Here is a 15548-nt window from a genome sequence, read left to right as displayed (position 1 = left end):
AATGTCCGAAAAAACTAAATTCGATTCATCTCTTTCAGCGCCCAAACACTGGATCGCTGTTGCTGTGATCCTGGCCTGCGGCATGGTGGGCGGCGCGCTCATTCTGCGCTCGCCTGGCACATCTTCACCTGCGGCTGCCTCTGGTCACGCGGATGCAGACAACCACAAGGATGGAGAGCATCACGGTGAAGAAGGCGAGAAGAAAGACGCTCATAAAGATGCAGATGAGCACGCTGATGGTGAACACCATGATGAGAAAAATGAAAAAGCCGAAGGCGGACACGACGATGACGAAGGCCTGATCAAGCTGAGCGATGCGCAATCCAAGAAGGTGGGCGTCACCCTTGCCAAGTCCGGGGCCGCTGCCATACGCAAAGAGATCGTGGTTCCGGGCGAAATCAAGTTTGATGAAGACCGCACCGCGCACGTAGTACCACGCGTGGCGGGTGTCGTGGCTTCGGTTCACGCACGCCTGGGCGAACAGGTCGCAAAGGGCCAGCTTCTTGCGGTGATTCAAAGCGCGACGGTGTCAGACCAACGCAGTGAACTGCAGACGGCGCAAAAGCGCCTGGCATTGGCCAAGAACACCTACCAACGGGAAAAGCAGCTCTGGGAGGAAAAGATCTCCGCTGAGCAGGACTATCTGCAGGCCCGGCAGGCCTTGCAGGAGGCGGAAATCGCTGTGACCAATGCTTCGCAGAAGTTGTCTGCGATTGGTGCCGGAGCTGGTGGCTCCAACCGATATGAACTGCGTGCGCCCCTGGCCGGTGTCGTGGTGGAGAAGCATTTGACCGTAGGCGAGTCGGTGACGGAGAGCTCGCCATCGTTCACGGTTTCGGATATGAGTTCGGTCTGGGCGGAGATGAATGTTTCTGCTCCGCAATTGCCATACGTGCGCGTGGGCTCACCGGTTTCCGTGCGCGCTACGGCGTTTGACTCTACGGCGGAAGGCAAGATTGCCTATGTGGGGGCGCTGATTGGCGAGCAGTCACGCACGGCACCCGCTCGCGTGGCGCTGGCCAATCCGCAGGGAGTATGGCGTCCGGGTCTATTTGTCGATGTCAAGGTAATGACCGAAGAGTCGCAGGTGCCCGTGGCCGTTGATGCCAAGGCCATTCAACGCCCGGACGGCAAGGAGAGCGTGGTGTTCGTTCCCGCCGAAGGCGGCTACAAGGCGCAGGTCGTTCAACTGGGCCGCTCGGATGGCAAGACAACCGAGGTCACTTCCGGGCTCAAGCCGGGGCAGGACTATGTCAAGGACGGCTCATTCATGTTGAAGGCCGAGTTGGGCAAGGCATCCGCCGAGCACACGCATTGAACCGGAGTCCCCATGTTTGAGCGAATCATCCGCTTTGCCATCGAGCAGCGTTGGCTTGTCATCGTGTCAGTCGCCGCGATGGCCATTCTTGGCGTGTTCAGCTACCAGCGTCTGTCGATCGACGCGGTGCCGGACATCACCAATGTCCAGGTGCAGATCAATACCCAGGCGCCTGGCTACTCGCCACTGGAGGCAGAGCAACGCATCACCTATCCGATTGAAACGGTCATGGCGGGTCTGCCAAACCTTGAGCAGACACGTTCCCTGTCGCGTTACGGGCTTTCGCAGGTCACCGTCATCTTCAAGGATGGCACGGACATCTACTTTGCCCGCCAGCTCGTCAACGAACGCATTCAGGAAGCACGCGAGAAGCTGCCTGCAGGCATTTCTCCGGGCATGGGTCCCATCTCCACAGGTCTTGGTGAAATCTACCTCTGGACCGTGGAAGCTGAGGAAGGCGCGAAGAAGCAGGACGGAACGCCTTACACGCCGATGGATCTGCGGGAGATCCAGGACTGGGTCATCAAGCCGCAGTTGCGCAATGTTCCGGGCGTCACGGAAATCAACTCGATTGGTGGATTCTCGAAGGAGTATCTGATTGCGCCGCGCCCCGACAAGCTCGCGTCCTACGGCATTTCGATGGACAAGCTCGTCACGGCACTGCAGAACAACAATGCCAACGTCGGTGCTGGCTATATCGAGCGTGAGGGCGAGCAATACCTCATTCGTGCACCGGGTCAGGTCCGGGGCATCGATGATCTCAAGGAGGTGATCGTGAGTACGGTACAAGGCCAGCCGGTGCGCGTGCGTGATCTTGCCGATGTGGAGCTGGGGCGTGAACTGCGTACTGGTGCCGCTACCGACAATGGTCGCGAAGTGGTGCTCGGTACCGTCTTCATGCTCATCGGTGAGAACAGTCGCATGGTCTCCAAGGCGGTGGATCAGCGCATGGAATCCATCCGCAAGAGCATGCCTGAGGGCGTGAAAGTGGTGACGGTGTATGACCGCACCACGCTGGTCGAAAAAGCCATTGCCACGGTGAAGAAGAATCTGGTGGAAGGTGCGGCTCTGGTTGTCGTCATCCTGTTCCTGTTTCTTGGCAATATTCGCGCTGCGTTGATTACGGCGCTCATCATTCCCTTGTCGATGCTGTTCACCTTCACTGGGATGGTGCATTACCGCATCAGTGCCAATCTCATGAGCCTTGGAGCGCTGGACTTCGGCATCATCATCGATGGCGCGGTAGTCATTGTGGAGAACTGCGTGCGTCGCCTGGCGCATGCGCAGGAGCACAAAGGCCGGTTGCTCACGCGCAGCGAACGCTTTCACGAAGTCTTTGCGGCTGCCAAGGAATCCCGCAGGCCGCTGCTGTTCGGGCAGCTCATCATCATGGTGGTGTATCTGCCCATCTTTGCGCTCACGGGCGTTGAAGGAAAGATGTTCCACCCGATGGCGCTGACCGTGGTGCTGGCCCTTGCCGGAGCCATGATTCTCTCCATCACCTTCATTCCTGCGGCGATTGCACTGTTCATCGGCAAGCGGGTATCGGAAAAAGAAAACCGTCTCATGACATGGGCTCGCAGAGCCTATGAGCCGCTGCTCAACAACGTGATGCGCGTGCCATTGGTGGCGATTGCTGTTGCGGTGGTTTCGGTGGCGATGAGCTTGTTGCTCGCATCCCGCATGGGCAGTGAATTTGCTCCCAACCTCAACGAAGGTGACTTCGCCGTCCAGGCATTGCGCGTTCCTGGAACCAGTCTCACGCAATCGCTCGAAATGCAGATGCAGCTTGAAAGCACGCTCAAGGAAAAGTTTCCCGAAATCGAGCGGGTGTTTGCACGCACTGGAACGGCTGAAATTGCAGCCGACCCGATGCCGCCAAACATCTCGGATGGCTACATCATGCTCAAACCCAAGGAGCAATGGCCCGACCCGAAACGCAGCCGCGATGATCTGCTGGCAGCGATGCAAAAGGTTGTTGAAGAGATTCCCGGCAGCAACTACGAGTTCTCGCAACCCATCCAATTGCGGTTCAACGAACTCATCTCCGGCGTTCGCAGCGATGTGGCAGTGAAGGTGTTCGGTGATGACATGCAGGTGCTGGAACGTACGGCACAGTCCATCGCGACCATGCTCCAGAAGGTACCTGGCGCATCCGAAGTCAAAGTGGAGCAGACGACAGGTCTGCCGATGCTGACCGTTCAAGTCGACCGTGAGAAGGCATCCCGCTACGGCCTGAACATGGGTGATGTGCAGCAGACCATTGCCACCGCGATTGGTGGGCAGGAAGCAGGAACGGTTTTCGAAGGTGACCGCCGATTCGACATTCAAGTGCGTTTGCCGGAGTCTGTGCGCAGCGATATCCAGGCGCTGGAGCGCCTTCCCATTGCTTTGCCACAACAGGGCGAGAGCAGACAAGGCTTTGTGCCCTTGTCCGCAGTTGCATCGTTTGATCTTTCTCCCGGACCCAATCAGGTCAGCCGCGAAGATGGAAAGCGCCGTATCGTGGTGAGCGCCAATGTGCGTGGCCGCGACATCGGCTCCTTCGTCGCACAGGCTCAGCAGGAGTTGGATGCGGTTCAATTGCCAAGTGGCTACTGGACCCGCTGGGGAGGAACCTTCGAGAACATGCAATCCGCGCAGAAGCGCTTGCAGATCGTGGTTCCCGCCGCATTGTTGCTGGTCTTCACCTTGCTCTTTGCGATGTTCGGAAACGTGCGTGACGGGCTCATCGTCTTCACAGGCATTCCGTTCGCGCTGACCGGCGGCATTCTGGCGCTGTGGTTGCGTGATATTCCTTTGTCCATATCGGCAGCCATCGGATTCATCGCGCTATCTGGAGTCGCGGTATTGAACGGGCTGGTGATGATTTCATCCATCCGTGCATTGCGGGAAACCGGCATGCACGTGCCAGAAGCCGTACACACAGGAGCCGTGTCACGCCTGCGTCCCGTGTTGATGACCGCCTTGGTGGCATCCTTGGGATTCATTCCAATGGCCATCGCTACAGGCACGGGTGCTGAAGTGCAAAGGCCGCTTGCAACCGTGGTGATCGGCGGGATTGTTTCATCAACGATATTGACGCTGTTGGTTCTGCCGCTGCTGTATCGCTTGGTGCATCGCGATGACCCTTCAGAAGATGCATTTGAACAGCAAGCATCAGCCGCCTGACGCCGTTTCATACAAAGCCATGACTGCCCGGTCATGGCTTTTTTTCGGGTAGCGCAAGCTCACTTTGCATTGCCACAATGTCATCTTCCTGTGTGCGTTTCGTAAGCGTGATTTTTCAACAATGGAGCCATCTCGAAAGCAAACCAATCGGGATTTTCCAAACCCAACTGAAAGGCTCTGCATCATGCAAAAGACACGCACTCCCATCCTCCTGGCGCTCTCCTTCGCAGCGCTGTCGCTGACCGCCGCCAACACGGCCTTTGCCAGCAGCTACATCCACCCGAGCAATTCAGAGAAGGGCTACGTCGCTGTTCCCGAGCACTTCAAGAGCGACAAGACCCGTGCACAGGTGCAGGCAGAAGCCGCCGAATTCGTGAAGAACGGCGGCCCGGAGACTTTTCGCAGCCGCAACTATCCGCCGCTGGATACCACACAGGCCTCAACCAAGACGCGCCAGCAGGTGATCGACGAGTTTATGAATGAGAGCCCTGCGCAGCGCAAAGCACGTCTGGAAATGCTTCGCGGGTAAGAGGTGGTCGATGCAAGGTGACCAGTTACGTCACCTTGCTCTTTTTCGAAAACCTTCATAGCCCTGAACGCAGCTTGTCGGCAACGTCATCTCATCACACGTGCAAACGCTGATTTCTATACTCAAGAGAAGTCGCCAGCATAAAGCTAGGATCTCTAAGTTGCCTGTGTGGACACTGATGAAATAGATCCAAATGTTGTGAACGCTTCACATGGTGTGCGGCATCTTTACCCCGGACTGGGGTATTCACAACGGAGGTTTCAATGACTCGTCGGATTCCTGTTCGTATCGGTGATCAAACGTTTGCTAGCATCAACCAGGCTCGGCTTTGTTTCACTGGCATATTGCATCGTTACCCAGTTGGTGTATCGCTCATCGATGCAGATCGTCAGCACGTTTTGCAACTGCTTTCTGAGCAGCAAATTGGGCGCTTAGCTCCTATACAACAAGTGCAGGTCGTGCGAGCTCAGTATGGGCGCAGTTGTTTTGAAATGTGTTCATCAAAAGACACCAGGCAGAAAATTTCCATTGTGAAATCCATCAAGCAGAAGGTCTTGGATAGGCCTTAACTCTTGCTTGAAGGGTCGCATGGATGTGGCAATTGCATGCCTGCTGGAGGTGACTAGCCCATAGGCCAAGAGCTGCTCCGGATGGTACGGCTCTTGGCTTTTATGACGTTCGATTCAGCGGGGGGAGCGCCGATGTGCTTCAGTTGGCGCTATTCCTAAGCTGCGGCGCTCGCAGCAATGTCCAAACTTCAACCCCAAGAGCTTGAGCCAATCGCTCCATGTTGGATAGCGACACATTCCAGCGAGATCGCTCCACGGCCGATACATAGGTGCGGTCCAACTCGCACTCCAGCGCCAAGCGCTCCTGAGACCAACCTTTCTCCACCCGCTTAAGACGAACCCAATACGCCAGGACATCGCGTAGGTTGTCTGGATCGGGCAATTGGGTAGGGGGCTGAGGCTTGGCTGACACCTCATCAGGATGCATTTCTGATACATTTGTATCTACGGAGTTTGCTTCACATTTGTCTAATTTTTAACCATCTCTTCCAGGAGTCATTTTGAAATTTCTCTATCTGCTTCCTATTGTGGTTGCTGTCTCAGGTTGCTCATCTAAACCAAGTTCATCGGACGTGGAAAGGCGGTTGACCGAAACACTTACATCGCAGTGTGAGTTTGCCAAAATTAATGACTTCAGTCTGGACGAGGTGATACAGCCAGACTCAAGCAACAAAAACCGGGTTATCGCCAAGTACTCCTATGAGCTGGCGGTAAAAATTGATGGTCCTTTTGCAGCGCAGCAGGAGCATTGGAAGAAAGCCAAGTCATTTCAAGCTGCGTTTACAGAGTTAAGCCAAAAACCATTGCCTGCGGAAGCCAAACTAGAATCATTGGAGGCAATGTATCTTCTAACCAGAGAGCCACGAAAGCTAATTCCTGGGTATGTGGAGTTCTCTTCTGATGCGACCGATGAGCAAGTGGATCAGCTCAGAAACGCGGCGCGCTTGCGAATCGGTGAAGAGATCAAGTTGCAAGAAAAGCAAATAAAGATTGAGCGATATAGCCGACTGAAGAAGTACGTTGACTCCACCGACGGTGTATTAACAATGAGCCAGTCAACTGACTCGGCTGGTGTACCATTTGGTCAACTGAATGAGCCGAAGCAACCTTCGCTGCCTGTTGGCTGTATCGGATTGGATCGACGGACTCCATTTGGAATTTTGATGAATGAGCTGGTAAAAGCTGGAAATCTTGCAAATTTACCGGATTACTACATTGCGGGAACAGCCGTCAAAATCACCGCGGAAGAGCCCATGCTCAAGACAGACAAGGGATGGACATTTCTCTGACCCTGATCTAGATCTGGACTCAAAGTGCATGCTGAAACTTGCGCAAGCGTGAGCCAGACGTACTATAAGTGACTTCAGCATAGAGCGTGAGGGGCAGTGGATGAATAATCCACTGCTTTTTTTGTCTGTAGGAGCTGACTGGCTGAAGCACTGAGCGCCACAGAACTACGCGTAAATCCCTAGCTGCTCTTGGTTCGCCATGGGAGCATTTATCTGTGTGGCTTGCTTTTTCCGCACAGCTTCCAACTTGATTTTTTGCTTTTCATTTAAAGAACCTCGGCGAAAAATCTTGGTTCTTTCTGGCAGCATCAAACGCACCATCACATCAGGCTTGCTGAGGTAGTCAGCAATGATCCGCATTCCATCCCAGAATGCGGGCTCCCGCCCTGTAAACGTACCTAGGCCGCACACTTTTAATGTGGCCTTGTGATCGCTCGTATTGCAATTGAAATGCACGCCCAAGCCCTGCGTGACTTCGTTTTCCCAATATTCTCCAAAGATACGTGCAATCCGCGCATCCGTACGCACCACATTGCCGTCCAAGAAAAAGACACTATGGGCATGCAAGCCCTTTGCTTCGCCATACTCAAATTTGACAGCATAGCCAGCAAAGCTGTCAGAGAATTTTATCTTGACATACCAAAGCAATTGCTCCCAATTCTCCTCAATGCTCTGTAATGGATAACTGGTTTTGCTGACGGATTGTTTGTAGCCAAAGTCTACCCGTATCACCATAAGCTTGGGATAGATTGCCTTCAAATCTTTAGCATACCTAAAGAGGGAGCCTCTGGTTTTTTGTTGGTTTCGTCTTGCACTGTCTAGCTTGGAGATAAATGTCGGATCATGAAATACATTGATCAAGCAATGCAATATCGATTGAATTGCTTTTTGGTCATCGATCAGATAGCCTTGATTAGGCCTTATCAAGGATTTTGACATATGCGCATACAGCGTGAGTAGCCCATAAACTGCAGCACTTCTAGAACGCTTGAGCAATGAGAGATCAAGCACAGTATTGGGCTCATTGATGAACTCGCTCCATATATTTTCAATCAGTCCCGTTGCAAATATATTTTTATAGGAAATTGGATTCCTGTTGATCTTGAGTAGCTCATAAAGCTCAGTGATACTTAGTAGATTATTTTTGATGAATTTAAAATAATTTAAAGAAGACTCTTTTGTAAATGGTTTGATTGGCTGATTGCACTGCATGATGAACGACCATTGAGTATTGCTCGGCTTATATAATCCATAATTGTTTTAATAATTAAAAATACTTTCTTTAATGAATTAACGAGTCTCGACTGAATACTTGATTAAGTAATAACATAGACTCCTGAATATAAATATCAGATAATCTATGAATTCGCAATAGAAAATCGAATTTAATCGATAAATAATGAAAATTTAGACGGTTTTTCAGAAGAAAGTTAGTTCCGGAGTCTCTGGACGATGACTGCCTACTTTCATAAGCATTGCGAAAGCTGCGAATTTCGCAGCTTTCGCATCCGTTATGTACTACAAGTATCGAGAGGTTGCATCGTGCCTTGGGAGTTGTTCTGATGCAAAAGGGTTGAAACGTATGACTATTTTTCGGTTCAACGTGTCAGAGGCGACAACACCCATCGCCGACAGTTGACCTAGTGCCTCATTCAGCGCGGCTGTAGGTCGTAGTGGTCCAGCATTTTCAACATCCGATTTTTCAAAATAGATATCGCCTCGCAGGGATTTTGCCATTCCAGAAAAATTTCCATTCATTAACATCGCAACCTTGTTGGCAAGGAAAGTATTCAGTCGAATTGCATTTGCGTATGCTTTCTCCTCTGGGCTCCGAATCCCAAATATCTGCTTAAAATTATTCAAGCCTTTAATGCATAGAGCGCGGGCGTACAAGGCTGTTTCAACATCAATATCACCAGGCCTGCCGAGGCAGTAATGAATCAACGCAGCAATGCGTGACATGATATTTGCAATTTTTGATGCGCAATCTTTGATGTCAGCCAGGCGTCCTCCTGCTCCTAGCTCAGATTCAACAGCGTTGTATAGTTCCAGCCAAATTTGCTGCGCTTGTGGAGAGAAACGAATAACTATTCGTTGATCAGATGATATTTCCGTTGATGCCTCCAAATGCCGTAGCAAACGCTGATGAAATAGTTTGGTTGCCTTGGTATTTTTAGGAGCACCAATTTGAGATGGATGGATTTGACGAGAGCCTTGAGTTGATAGTGGTTCGACAACCCAGAATCTAGCCAGTAAACCTGATATGCGGGCTATTCCAGTTTTCTTGCCTAGGTATCCTCGAATCATAAGGGGTTGCAGCATTAACGAAATTGTCAGGCGTGGTGACGGAACATATATAGGAGGCATTTTGGCTCTTCCTACATCAATGGGTCGGCCATCCCATATCGCCGACAACGAAGGCAGGCTCTCTGCATTTCGAGGGCTAAGCAATCCTGACGATTCAGATGCTACCAAAGCAGCACTGGGCCAACTCGTAGCCATGCCTATTTGCAAATTCCTGATGGACTCATCGCGGTAGATAAAACGAGGCGCCACTGACTTGGTTGGCTTTGATTGCAGCATAGTGGTTAGGCGATCTTCAATTTCTTGCGTTGGCGACGAATCTCGCAAGGCAGCATCCAGTTCTCTACGGACTTGATTGAACGTTGCTTTCCAAACCATCATGTCGCGCTCGAACAGTTGATTGTCTTTTTCAGCCTTGAGGCGATTTCTGTGATCTATTTCAAAAATTGGCTTGAATATAAAATTCTCAATTGTTGACTTGCGCTCTCCCGAATCAGCGCTTGACAGCAGAAACAGTGAGGTCGGACTTCTTCCTCCTCCTGGACAATCAACGTCGATCAGGTGTTGGCATGCAATCGCCATTGCGCCGAGAATGGCGGATTCGGTTAACTCAGGCGGTGTGGAGGTCGCGTCAACTATTTCATTGACGATATCGTCCAATAGTGAAAGCTCCAATGGGAGGTCTTGCTTTTCTAGCGTTGGGCGCTGGTTCAGCCTGAACCCGCTAGGGCCTGCACGTGTTGACCAATGAGGGGATTTGAGTGGCGCGTTCATTTGGCACCCCCTTGGTCCAAGATTGCTTGCTTGGAAGAGATCAATGCATCGATTTCGGCAAGTCTCCAAGTGGTGACGCGGCTAGTCAGCGTCATTGAGATTGGTGCTTCTACTTCCGATGCGATAGCAAAGACTGCTTGGAAGAGTTTGGGACAGTTCGTCGAAGGAAGTTGTATTTCCATGGTTTTCTCCAGTGAAAACGAGCACGCTTAGTGTTGAATACCACCTGTTCATGCTCGCAAAGGCAAAGCGCCCTCGTTGCAGGGATGTGCTACGAGGGGAACAGGTTTTATCGAAGGTGATGTTTCCGTTGGAGCGAGGCAAGCCAAGCTTCGACTTCATGTATCCACCAGGCAACCGCTGATCGCTCAGAAGTACCAACTTTGAATGGTTGCGGAAAGGTCGGGTCGTAGTAACGGGAGTCGGGATCCAAAAGGTAGTACACTTTGGATCGAGAAATTCCGTAAAGGGGGTGAAAGTCCTTTGCGCGAAGGACTTTTCTAGGAAATGACTGGGATCCTGTCGGACTCAGGGAAATATCAGTGGATGACATGCTCGCCCTTTCTGCCATGCAGCGGCAGAACAACTCAGGGTCTCAACCCATGAGTTATTGGAAGTGGGCGGCAAGTACTTTCAAAATTGCAACGTTCACTGTTGCGGAATTATGCCGACGCATCGGCGATCAATCGGTAGACCAATCAATCACTACGAATGTGAACAGAGACAAAAAGCGATGCGTGCAGTGATTCTAACTGCATTCATATGTTTATTTCAAGTGTCTATGCGGGTGAGCATCTAAACCGTGGGCGACAACGCACGGCAGTCAGTTGGAGGGGGCGCTCGCCACCCGGTCTAGTGTCGCCAGATCTTCGCCCGTCAGCAATTGTGCGAAACGAAGCAATCAAGTTTCTCTTCAGCGTAATCGAAGAGAAGGCAGTGCCGACGAACGCGGGTGTTCATCACGTGATGTTGGCATCTGTCAATGATGTCTGGTGACATTCGCAATGCTTGCATCTTGGTTGCTGCCGTTCGTCTCAAGTCATGTTGTCCATTAGCCTTTGACACCCTTGGCAACACGAGTGAATTGTCATTTCTTCGTCTTGCTAATGGTTTGCTCTGGTCTTTGCAATCGCTGTGACAGTCGCCGACCTGTGGGAAATATGGCTTCACAAGGGTGAGACTGTATAGACTGTGGCTTGTGGGGGCGCGCCGACTGTTCCATGTTCCTCCGGGTTGTCGGCGTGTTGGATTTCTTCGGGAACTAGGTCCAAATGCAGAAATGGCCAGGCTTTATCTGCAAGTGAATTCTTCTTGGCTACGAGAAGTAGGGCCTTGCCAAATGAGTCGAAATTTTGATTGTTGTAATTTTGCAAATATGTGCGAAAAGCTTATCTAGTAAAACACTCCCTGAACCGGGGAACAAACCGGGGAACAGGAGAGTGGTTTTAAAGCAATAAATAAGCATTTATGCGGTATACAGCATGGGATTCAATTGACGCCAGCACCATTCAACACAACGCCACACAATGAAAACTCATTGTGTGGCGTTATTTTTGGCCCGCTAGATTGTGTGTGGTTGGCTAGAAATTCACACCGATTTCACACCGGAATCACACCGATCCTATTTCACGGCCACCAGGGAGGGCTTGGGCCGCGGGTAGTCCTCGCGGATGAACTTGCCCTAGGTTCGGAAAACCATTTCCACATCCTCGTGCCCTGGCTGGGCGACATCGTACCAAGGGCAAGAAGATAGAGTACGCAACCCGATTATGGCTAGCCGCGTGCGCTACAGCCCGCTTACTCCGGCGTAATGCCCGCAGCCTTGATCACCTGGCCCCACTTGGTGGTCTCTGCTGCTTGAAACTGCACCAACTCCGCCGGCGATGTGGTCCAGGCTTCTGAGCCGGACATGTCGAAGAATGCCTTGGCGGCAGCGCTGTTGACGGCATTGGTCAGCAGCTGGTTGAGCTTGGTGGCGACGGGGGCAGGGGTGTTTGCTGGCGTATAGGCCGCAAACCAATAGCCCATGTCATAGCCCTTCACACCTGCTTCCGCAATGGTAGGTACATCTGGGAGCTGGGCGCTGCGCTTTTGGGTGGAGTACCCCAGTGCGCGAAGTTTGCCGGCCTTGATTTGAGGCACGCCCGTGGAGACGTCGGTAATCATCAGGTTGATCTGGCCGCCCAGCAGGTCGGTAATGGCCAGCGGGTTGCTCTTGTAGGGAACGTGAAGAATATCGACACCGGCCAGCTGCTTCAGCATTTCGCCAGCGACTCGACTGGAAGAGCTGCCGCTGCCAAAGCTCAGCTTGCCAGGGTTCGCTTTGGCGTAAGCCAGCAGTTCTCCGACAGATTTATAGGGAGAGCCGGCAGGCACGACCAGCACCTGGCCGCCCTTGCCCAGACCTGTGATGGGCGTGAAATCCTTCATCGGGTCATAAGACAGCTTTTTATACAGATGCTCGTTGGCCGCGTGGGTGGTGTTGGTTGTAATGAGCACGGTGTATCCATCAGGCGCAGCCTTGGCCACAGCTTGCGCGGCGATCATGCCGCTGGCGCCGCCTTTGTTCTCTACCACAACGGGTTGCTTGGTTTGTTCGGAAACAGCTTGGCCCAATGCGCGAGCCAATTGGTCGGTGGCGCTGCCTGCTGCAAACGGCACCACAAAGGTAATGGCCTTGGTTGGATATTCGCCTTGTGCGAAGGCCATGGGGCTCAGTGCGAGTGCTGCGCCAAAGGTGAGCGCGGTACGTCGTTTCAGAAATTTCATGGTTAGTCTCCTATTGCTTGTTGTAGAAAAATTCAGCGTGCAGAACCTGCAAGCAGTGGTTCGAGGTGGCTTGGCACAGCGACAGGCATTTCAAGCACCCGGAAACACAGCGTTTTGCCATGGCTGTCCAAGTTCAGCGAGTCGTTCACGCCGCCGTCCAGCACCTTGTCTATCACCAGGTTCATGGCATGCAGCTGTGGCAGCAGATATCGCTGCACCTGGCTGGGCTGGCGGTCGGCAAACAGGCGCATGACAGCTTGCTCCGTCACCTGTTCGCACACCACGCTCCATAAATCGGGGTGCCAGGCGATGACGCTGATGTTTGAGCGGTTGCCTTTATCACCCGTGCGCCCATGCGCAAGGCGGTACAGCGGCACCGTAATGGTTGAGTTCATGGCTTACTCCTGATGAGGTTGGGCCCAGCGGAAGCCGGTCGTAATTTGGTGCTGCGGCACCAGGCAAGACACCATCCCCAAGCGTTGGCGCATATGGGTGCGGACGCCGCCGCCGCCCGCCGGGCCGCAGCAATACAGGGCATTGATTTCTCGCGGCAAGCGCGCCGCAGTGGCGTGTTCAGCGTGCTGCCAGGCCATGCGCAGGCGCACGTCTTGCGACGCGTTCGCCAGGTTTTTATTGGCGAGCCAGTCGCTGCTGTCGTTTCCCCAGACACTGGTGACGCCAATCAGGTCGGTTCTGATGGGCGCTATACCTGCCAGGCGTTTGGCAATGGTCTGCGCAGCCAAGCGTGCGCGCTCAGCAGCTCTTGGGCCAGCGTAAGAGATTTCTCCCTCTGCAAACCAGCCGGATTCAAAACAGACATTGACCTTCAGCGTCTCTGGCCGGGGGTGGCCAATTACGCCTTCCAGCCGCACCCGGTTTTCGCCGACTGGAATCACCTTTGCCTGCGAGATATCAGCAATGACATCGGGCGTGAGGTAGCTGGCTGGGTCGTGAATTTCGTAGAGCAGTTGCTCTTTGACGGTGGCAGCGTTAATGCAGCCGCCCGTGTTTGCAGGCTTGAAGATGGTGCAGTTGCCATCACTTTCAATCTCCGCAATCGGGTAGCCCAGTCGTTCCATATCCGGAACCTCTTTGTACCCGGGGTCGGCGAAATAGCCACCCGTCACCTGGGTTCCGCACTCCAGCAAATGCCCGGTCATCGTGGCTTTGGCCAGGCGATTCCAGTCGTCCCATGCCCAGGCAAAGTGCGCCATGGCAGGCCCAACCACCAACGAAGGGTCGGAAACACGGCCGCACACCACAATGTCTGCGCCTGCCTGCAATGCATCGGCAATTGGGCGGGCACCAATATAGGCATTGGCGCTGACCAACGGCTGCTTAGGCATGTCCGTGCCAAGCGCTGTTTCAAGCAATGGGTAGTGTGCCGGCGCGCTGAGGTCGTCACCATGCACAACCGCTATTTTTGGCGCCCGAGTACCGAGTTCCTTTGCCAAGGCTGCAATGGCCCGAGCAGCACCTTGCGGATTGGCCGCTCCAAAATTGCTCACGATTCGTATGTGGTGCTGCAAACAATCGGCCAATACGGGGCGCAGAAACTCCAGCATCAGTGGCTCATAACCCGCTTCAGGGTTCTGGCGCCGTGCCAGTTGTGCAAGCGCCAAGGTGCGCTCTGCCAGCGTTTCAAATATCAGAACCGCTGGCTTGCCTTGCTGAACCAGCTCCTGCACCACCGGGCCGGCGGCATCGATCCGATCGCCTGAAAAACCCGCTGCACAGCCGATGAGCAGGGGCCTTGTCTCGTTGTTCGCTCTTGTCATGGCATCTCCTGTTGCCCACTATAGGAAAAGCGCGGTAAGCTGTGAAATCGATAATTAAGATTAATTAATCTGCATTACAAATGAATCTGTCTGCGCGTGACATCCAAGCTTTTCTGGTGCTGGCCAAGCAAAAGAACTTCACCCAGGCCGCCAGCCTGTGCCATTTGTCGCAACCTGCGTTCAGTGCGTTGATACGCGCTTTGGAGCAAACAGTAGGGCTCAAACTGTTTGACCGCAGCACCAGACACGTTGTGCTGACTCGCGAAGGCGAGCGCTTTCTGCTGTCTGCAGAGCGCCTGGCGTCTGAGTTTGCTGCTTGCGAGAGGGCCATGCGCGACACAGCCCAGCTCGCCCAGGGCCATGTGTCGGTTGCGTTGTTGCCGTCTTTGGCTGCCGGTTGGTTGCCCTCAGTACTTAAAGAATTTACGAGCCAGCACCCTGGTGTTCGCTTGGATGTGCTGGATGTGCTGTCTGAACCCTGTATTGCCGCAGTGGCCAATGGCGACGCCGACTTTGCGTTGGCTGCCATCCGTGTGGACACGCCAGACCTCAAGGCCGAGCCGTTTTGCAGCGACGGCTTTTACATGGTGTGCCCGGAGGGCCACCCTTTGGCTGGCAAGTCCAAGTTGTCAGTGAAGGATTTGAAGACGTGGCCTTTCATCCACTTGGCGCGCCATAGCAGCGTTCGCCAGTATTTGGATGCGGCGTTCTTCCCGCAAACCATGCAAACCTTTGTCGAAGTGGAGCAACTGGCAACAGTCATGGGCCTGGTGCAAGCCGGGCTGGGGGTCACCGTGGTTCCGGCGCTCAGCCTGTTCCATTTTGACAAGCCGGGTCTGGTGACACGCTCCTTGCACTTGCCGGGAATGGACAGGCAAATCTACATGGTGCGAAAGCGGGAGCGCGGCCTCTCGCTGGTGGCCGATGCGCTTTACCGGCAGATGCAAGTGATGCGGCCAACGACTTCTTGAATTTGCGCAGTCGGAAAAAGCCGGAATCGGCCTTTGGGCCGGCCTGTAGCACAAGCCAAGTCACCCCACGCATAAC

At 53.4% G+C, this 15548-nt stretch carries 14 protein-coding genes; 6 read left to right on the top strand and 8 right to left on the bottom strand.

Annotated features, from left to right (window positions below; all coding sequences use genetic code 11):
* Nucleotide 1 precedes the first annotated feature (1 nt).
* The 4 genes from ACFIQF_RS15130 (at nucleotide 2) to ACFIQF_RS15115 (ending at nucleotide 5587) form a co-directional block, all read left to right on the top strand.
* Nucleotides 2-1318: an efflux RND transporter periplasmic adaptor subunit gene (locus ACFIQF_RS15130; RefSeq protein WP_393944092.1), complete on the top strand. Its 1317-nt coding sequence runs from the start codon at nucleotides 2-4 to the stop codon at nucleotides 1316-1318.
* A gap of 12 nt (nucleotides 1319-1330) precedes the next feature.
* The gene (locus ACFIQF_RS15125) at nucleotides 1331-4489 is read left to right on the top strand and encodes an efflux RND transporter permease subunit (RefSeq protein WP_393944091.1); all 3159 of its coding nucleotides are present in this window, start codon (nucleotides 1331-1333) and stop codon (nucleotides 4487-4489) included.
* Nucleotides 4490-4673: 184 nt separating this feature from the next.
* On the top strand, nucleotides 4674-5018 hold the full coding sequence (locus tag ACFIQF_RS15120; protein WP_313297064.1) for a DUF4148 domain-containing protein: 345 nt from the start codon (nucleotides 4674-4676) through the stop codon (nucleotides 5016-5018).
* 263 nt (nucleotides 5019-5281) lie between these two features.
* Nucleotides 5282-5587 carry a hypothetical protein gene (locus ACFIQF_RS15115; RefSeq protein ID WP_313297066.1) on the top strand — a complete coding sequence of 102 codons (306 nt, stop codon included), beginning with the start codon at nucleotides 5282-5284 and terminating at the stop codon, nucleotides 5585-5587.
* A 139-nt stretch (nucleotides 5588-5726) separates the two neighbouring features.
* Here ACFIQF_RS15115 and ACFIQF_RS15110 read toward each other — a convergent pair whose 3' ends face one another.
* Nucleotides 5727-6014, bottom strand: coding sequence for a helix-turn-helix domain-containing protein (locus ACFIQF_RS15110; protein ID WP_393944089.1), 288 nt, complete (start codon nucleotides 6012-6014; stop codon nucleotides 5727-5729).
* A 73-nt stretch (nucleotides 6015-6087) separates the two neighbouring features.
* Between ACFIQF_RS15110 and ACFIQF_RS15105 the strand changes: the two genes are divergently transcribed.
* Nucleotides 6088-6876, top strand: a complete 789-nt coding sequence (locus ACFIQF_RS15105) for a hypothetical protein (RefSeq protein ID WP_313297068.1) — start codon at nucleotides 6088-6090, stop codon at nucleotides 6874-6876.
* A gap of 165 nt (nucleotides 6877-7041) precedes the next feature.
* On the opposite strand, the gene ACFIQF_RS15100 is transcribed toward ACFIQF_RS15105, so the two are convergent.
* The 7 genes from ACFIQF_RS15100 to ACFIQF_RS15070 all read right to left on the bottom strand — a co-directional run bounded on the left by ACFIQF_RS15100 (nucleotide 7042) and on the right by ACFIQF_RS15070 (nucleotide 14501).
* Nucleotides 7042-8088, bottom strand: coding sequence for a YagK/YfjJ domain-containing protein (locus ACFIQF_RS15100; protein ID WP_393944087.1), 1047 nt, complete (start codon nucleotides 8086-8088; stop codon nucleotides 7042-7044).
* A 306-nt stretch (nucleotides 8089-8394) separates the two neighbouring features.
* Nucleotides 8395-9954: a YfjI family protein gene (locus tag ACFIQF_RS15095; protein WP_393944086.1), complete on the bottom strand. Its 1560-nt coding sequence runs from the start codon at nucleotides 9952-9954 to the stop codon at nucleotides 8395-8397.
* Nucleotides 9951-10136: a hypothetical protein gene (locus ACFIQF_RS15090; protein ID WP_393944084.1), complete on the bottom strand. Its 186-nt coding sequence runs from the start codon at nucleotides 10134-10136 to the stop codon at nucleotides 9951-9953. Before ACFIQF_RS15090 ends, ACFIQF_RS15095 begins: the two co-directional genes overlap by 4 nt.
* Before the next feature lie 107 nt (nucleotides 10137-10243).
* Entirely contained in the window at nucleotides 10244-10507 is a 264-nt protein-coding gene (locus tag ACFIQF_RS15085) for a helix-turn-helix transcriptional regulator (protein ID WP_393944083.1), read from the bottom strand.
* Between the two features lie 1244 nt (nucleotides 10508-11751).
* Nucleotides 11752-12723 carry a Bug family tripartite tricarboxylate transporter substrate binding protein gene (locus tag ACFIQF_RS15080; RefSeq protein WP_393944081.1) on the bottom strand — a complete coding sequence of 324 codons (972 nt, stop codon included), beginning with the start codon at nucleotides 12721-12723 and terminating at the stop codon, nucleotides 11752-11754.
* Nucleotides 12724-12755: 32 nt separating this feature from the next.
* Nucleotides 12756-13118 (bottom strand): AtuA-related protein, encoded by a 363-nt coding sequence (locus tag ACFIQF_RS15075; protein WP_393944079.1) that lies wholly within the window; start codon nucleotides 13116-13118, stop codon nucleotides 12756-12758.
* 3 nt (nucleotides 13119-13121) lie between these two features.
* Nucleotides 13122-14501 (bottom strand): acyclic terpene utilization AtuA family protein, encoded by a 1380-nt coding sequence (locus tag ACFIQF_RS15070; RefSeq protein WP_393944077.1) that lies wholly within the window; start codon nucleotides 14499-14501, stop codon nucleotides 13122-13124.
* An 80-nt stretch (nucleotides 14502-14581) separates the two neighbouring features.
* On the opposite strand from ACFIQF_RS15070, the gene ACFIQF_RS15065 reads away from it, so the two are divergent.
* Nucleotides 14582-15472, top strand: a complete 891-nt coding sequence (locus ACFIQF_RS15065) for a LysR family transcriptional regulator (protein WP_393944075.1) — start codon at nucleotides 14582-14584, stop codon at nucleotides 15470-15472.
* The last annotated feature ends 76 nt before the right edge of the window (nucleotides 15473-15548 follow it).

This window comes from Comamonas trifloxystrobinivorans, from assembly GCF_043359985.1.
GTDB lineage: Bacteria > Pseudomonadota > Gammaproteobacteria > Burkholderiales > Burkholderiaceae_C > Comamonas > Comamonas trifloxystrobinivorans.
Note: the sequence above shows the minus strand (reverse complement) of the source record. Positions and strands in the feature narration are given on the sequence as shown.

Excerpts from the sequence above, each read along its gene's own strand:
- ACFIQF_RS15130 (WP_393944092.1), top strand. The coding sequence starts at position 2 with ATGTCCGAAAAAACTAAATTCGATTCATCTCTTTCAGCGCCCAAACAC.
- ACFIQF_RS15125 (WP_393944091.1), top strand. The coding sequence starts at position 1,331 with ATGTTTGAGCGAATCATCCGCTTTGCCATCGAGCAGCGTTGGCTTGTC.
- ACFIQF_RS15120 (WP_313297064.1), top strand. The coding sequence starts at position 4,674 with ATGCAAAAGACACGCACTCCCATCCTCCTGGCGCTCTCCTTCGCAGCG.
- ACFIQF_RS15115 (WP_313297066.1), top strand. The coding sequence starts at position 5,282 with ATGACTCGTCGGATTCCTGTTCGTATCGGTGATCAAACGTTTGCTAGC.
- ACFIQF_RS15110 (WP_393944089.1), bottom strand. The coding sequence starts at position 6,014 with ATGCATCCTGATGAGGTGTCAGCCAAGCCTCAGCCCCCTACCCAATTG.
- ACFIQF_RS15100 (WP_393944087.1), bottom strand. The coding sequence starts at position 8,088 with ATGCAGTGCAATCAGCCAATCAAACCATTTACAAAAGAGTCTTCTTTA.
- ACFIQF_RS15095 (WP_393944086.1), bottom strand. The coding sequence starts at position 9,954 with ATGAACGCGCCACTCAAATCCCCTCATTGGTCAACACGTGCAGGCCCT.
- ACFIQF_RS15090 (WP_393944084.1), bottom strand. The coding sequence starts at position 10,136 with ATGGAAATACAACTTCCTTCGACGAACTGTCCCAAACTCTTCCAAGCA.
- ACFIQF_RS15085 (WP_393944083.1), bottom strand. The coding sequence starts at position 10,507 with ATGTCATCCACTGATATTTCCCTGAGTCCGACAGGATCCCAGTCATTT.
- ACFIQF_RS15080 (WP_393944081.1), bottom strand. The coding sequence starts at position 12,723 with ATGAAATTTCTGAAACGACGTACCGCGCTCACCTTTGGCGCAGCACTC.
- ACFIQF_RS15075 (WP_393944079.1), bottom strand. The coding sequence starts at position 13,118 with ATGAACTCAACCATTACGGTGCCGCTGTACCGCCTTGCGCATGGGCGC.
- ACFIQF_RS15070 (WP_393944077.1), bottom strand. The coding sequence starts at position 14,501 with ATGACAAGAGCGAACAACGAGACAAGGCCCCTGCTCATCGGCTGTGCA.
- ACFIQF_RS15065 (WP_393944075.1), top strand. The coding sequence starts at position 14,582 with ATGAATCTGTCTGCGCGTGACATCCAAGCTTTTCTGGTGCTGGCCAAG.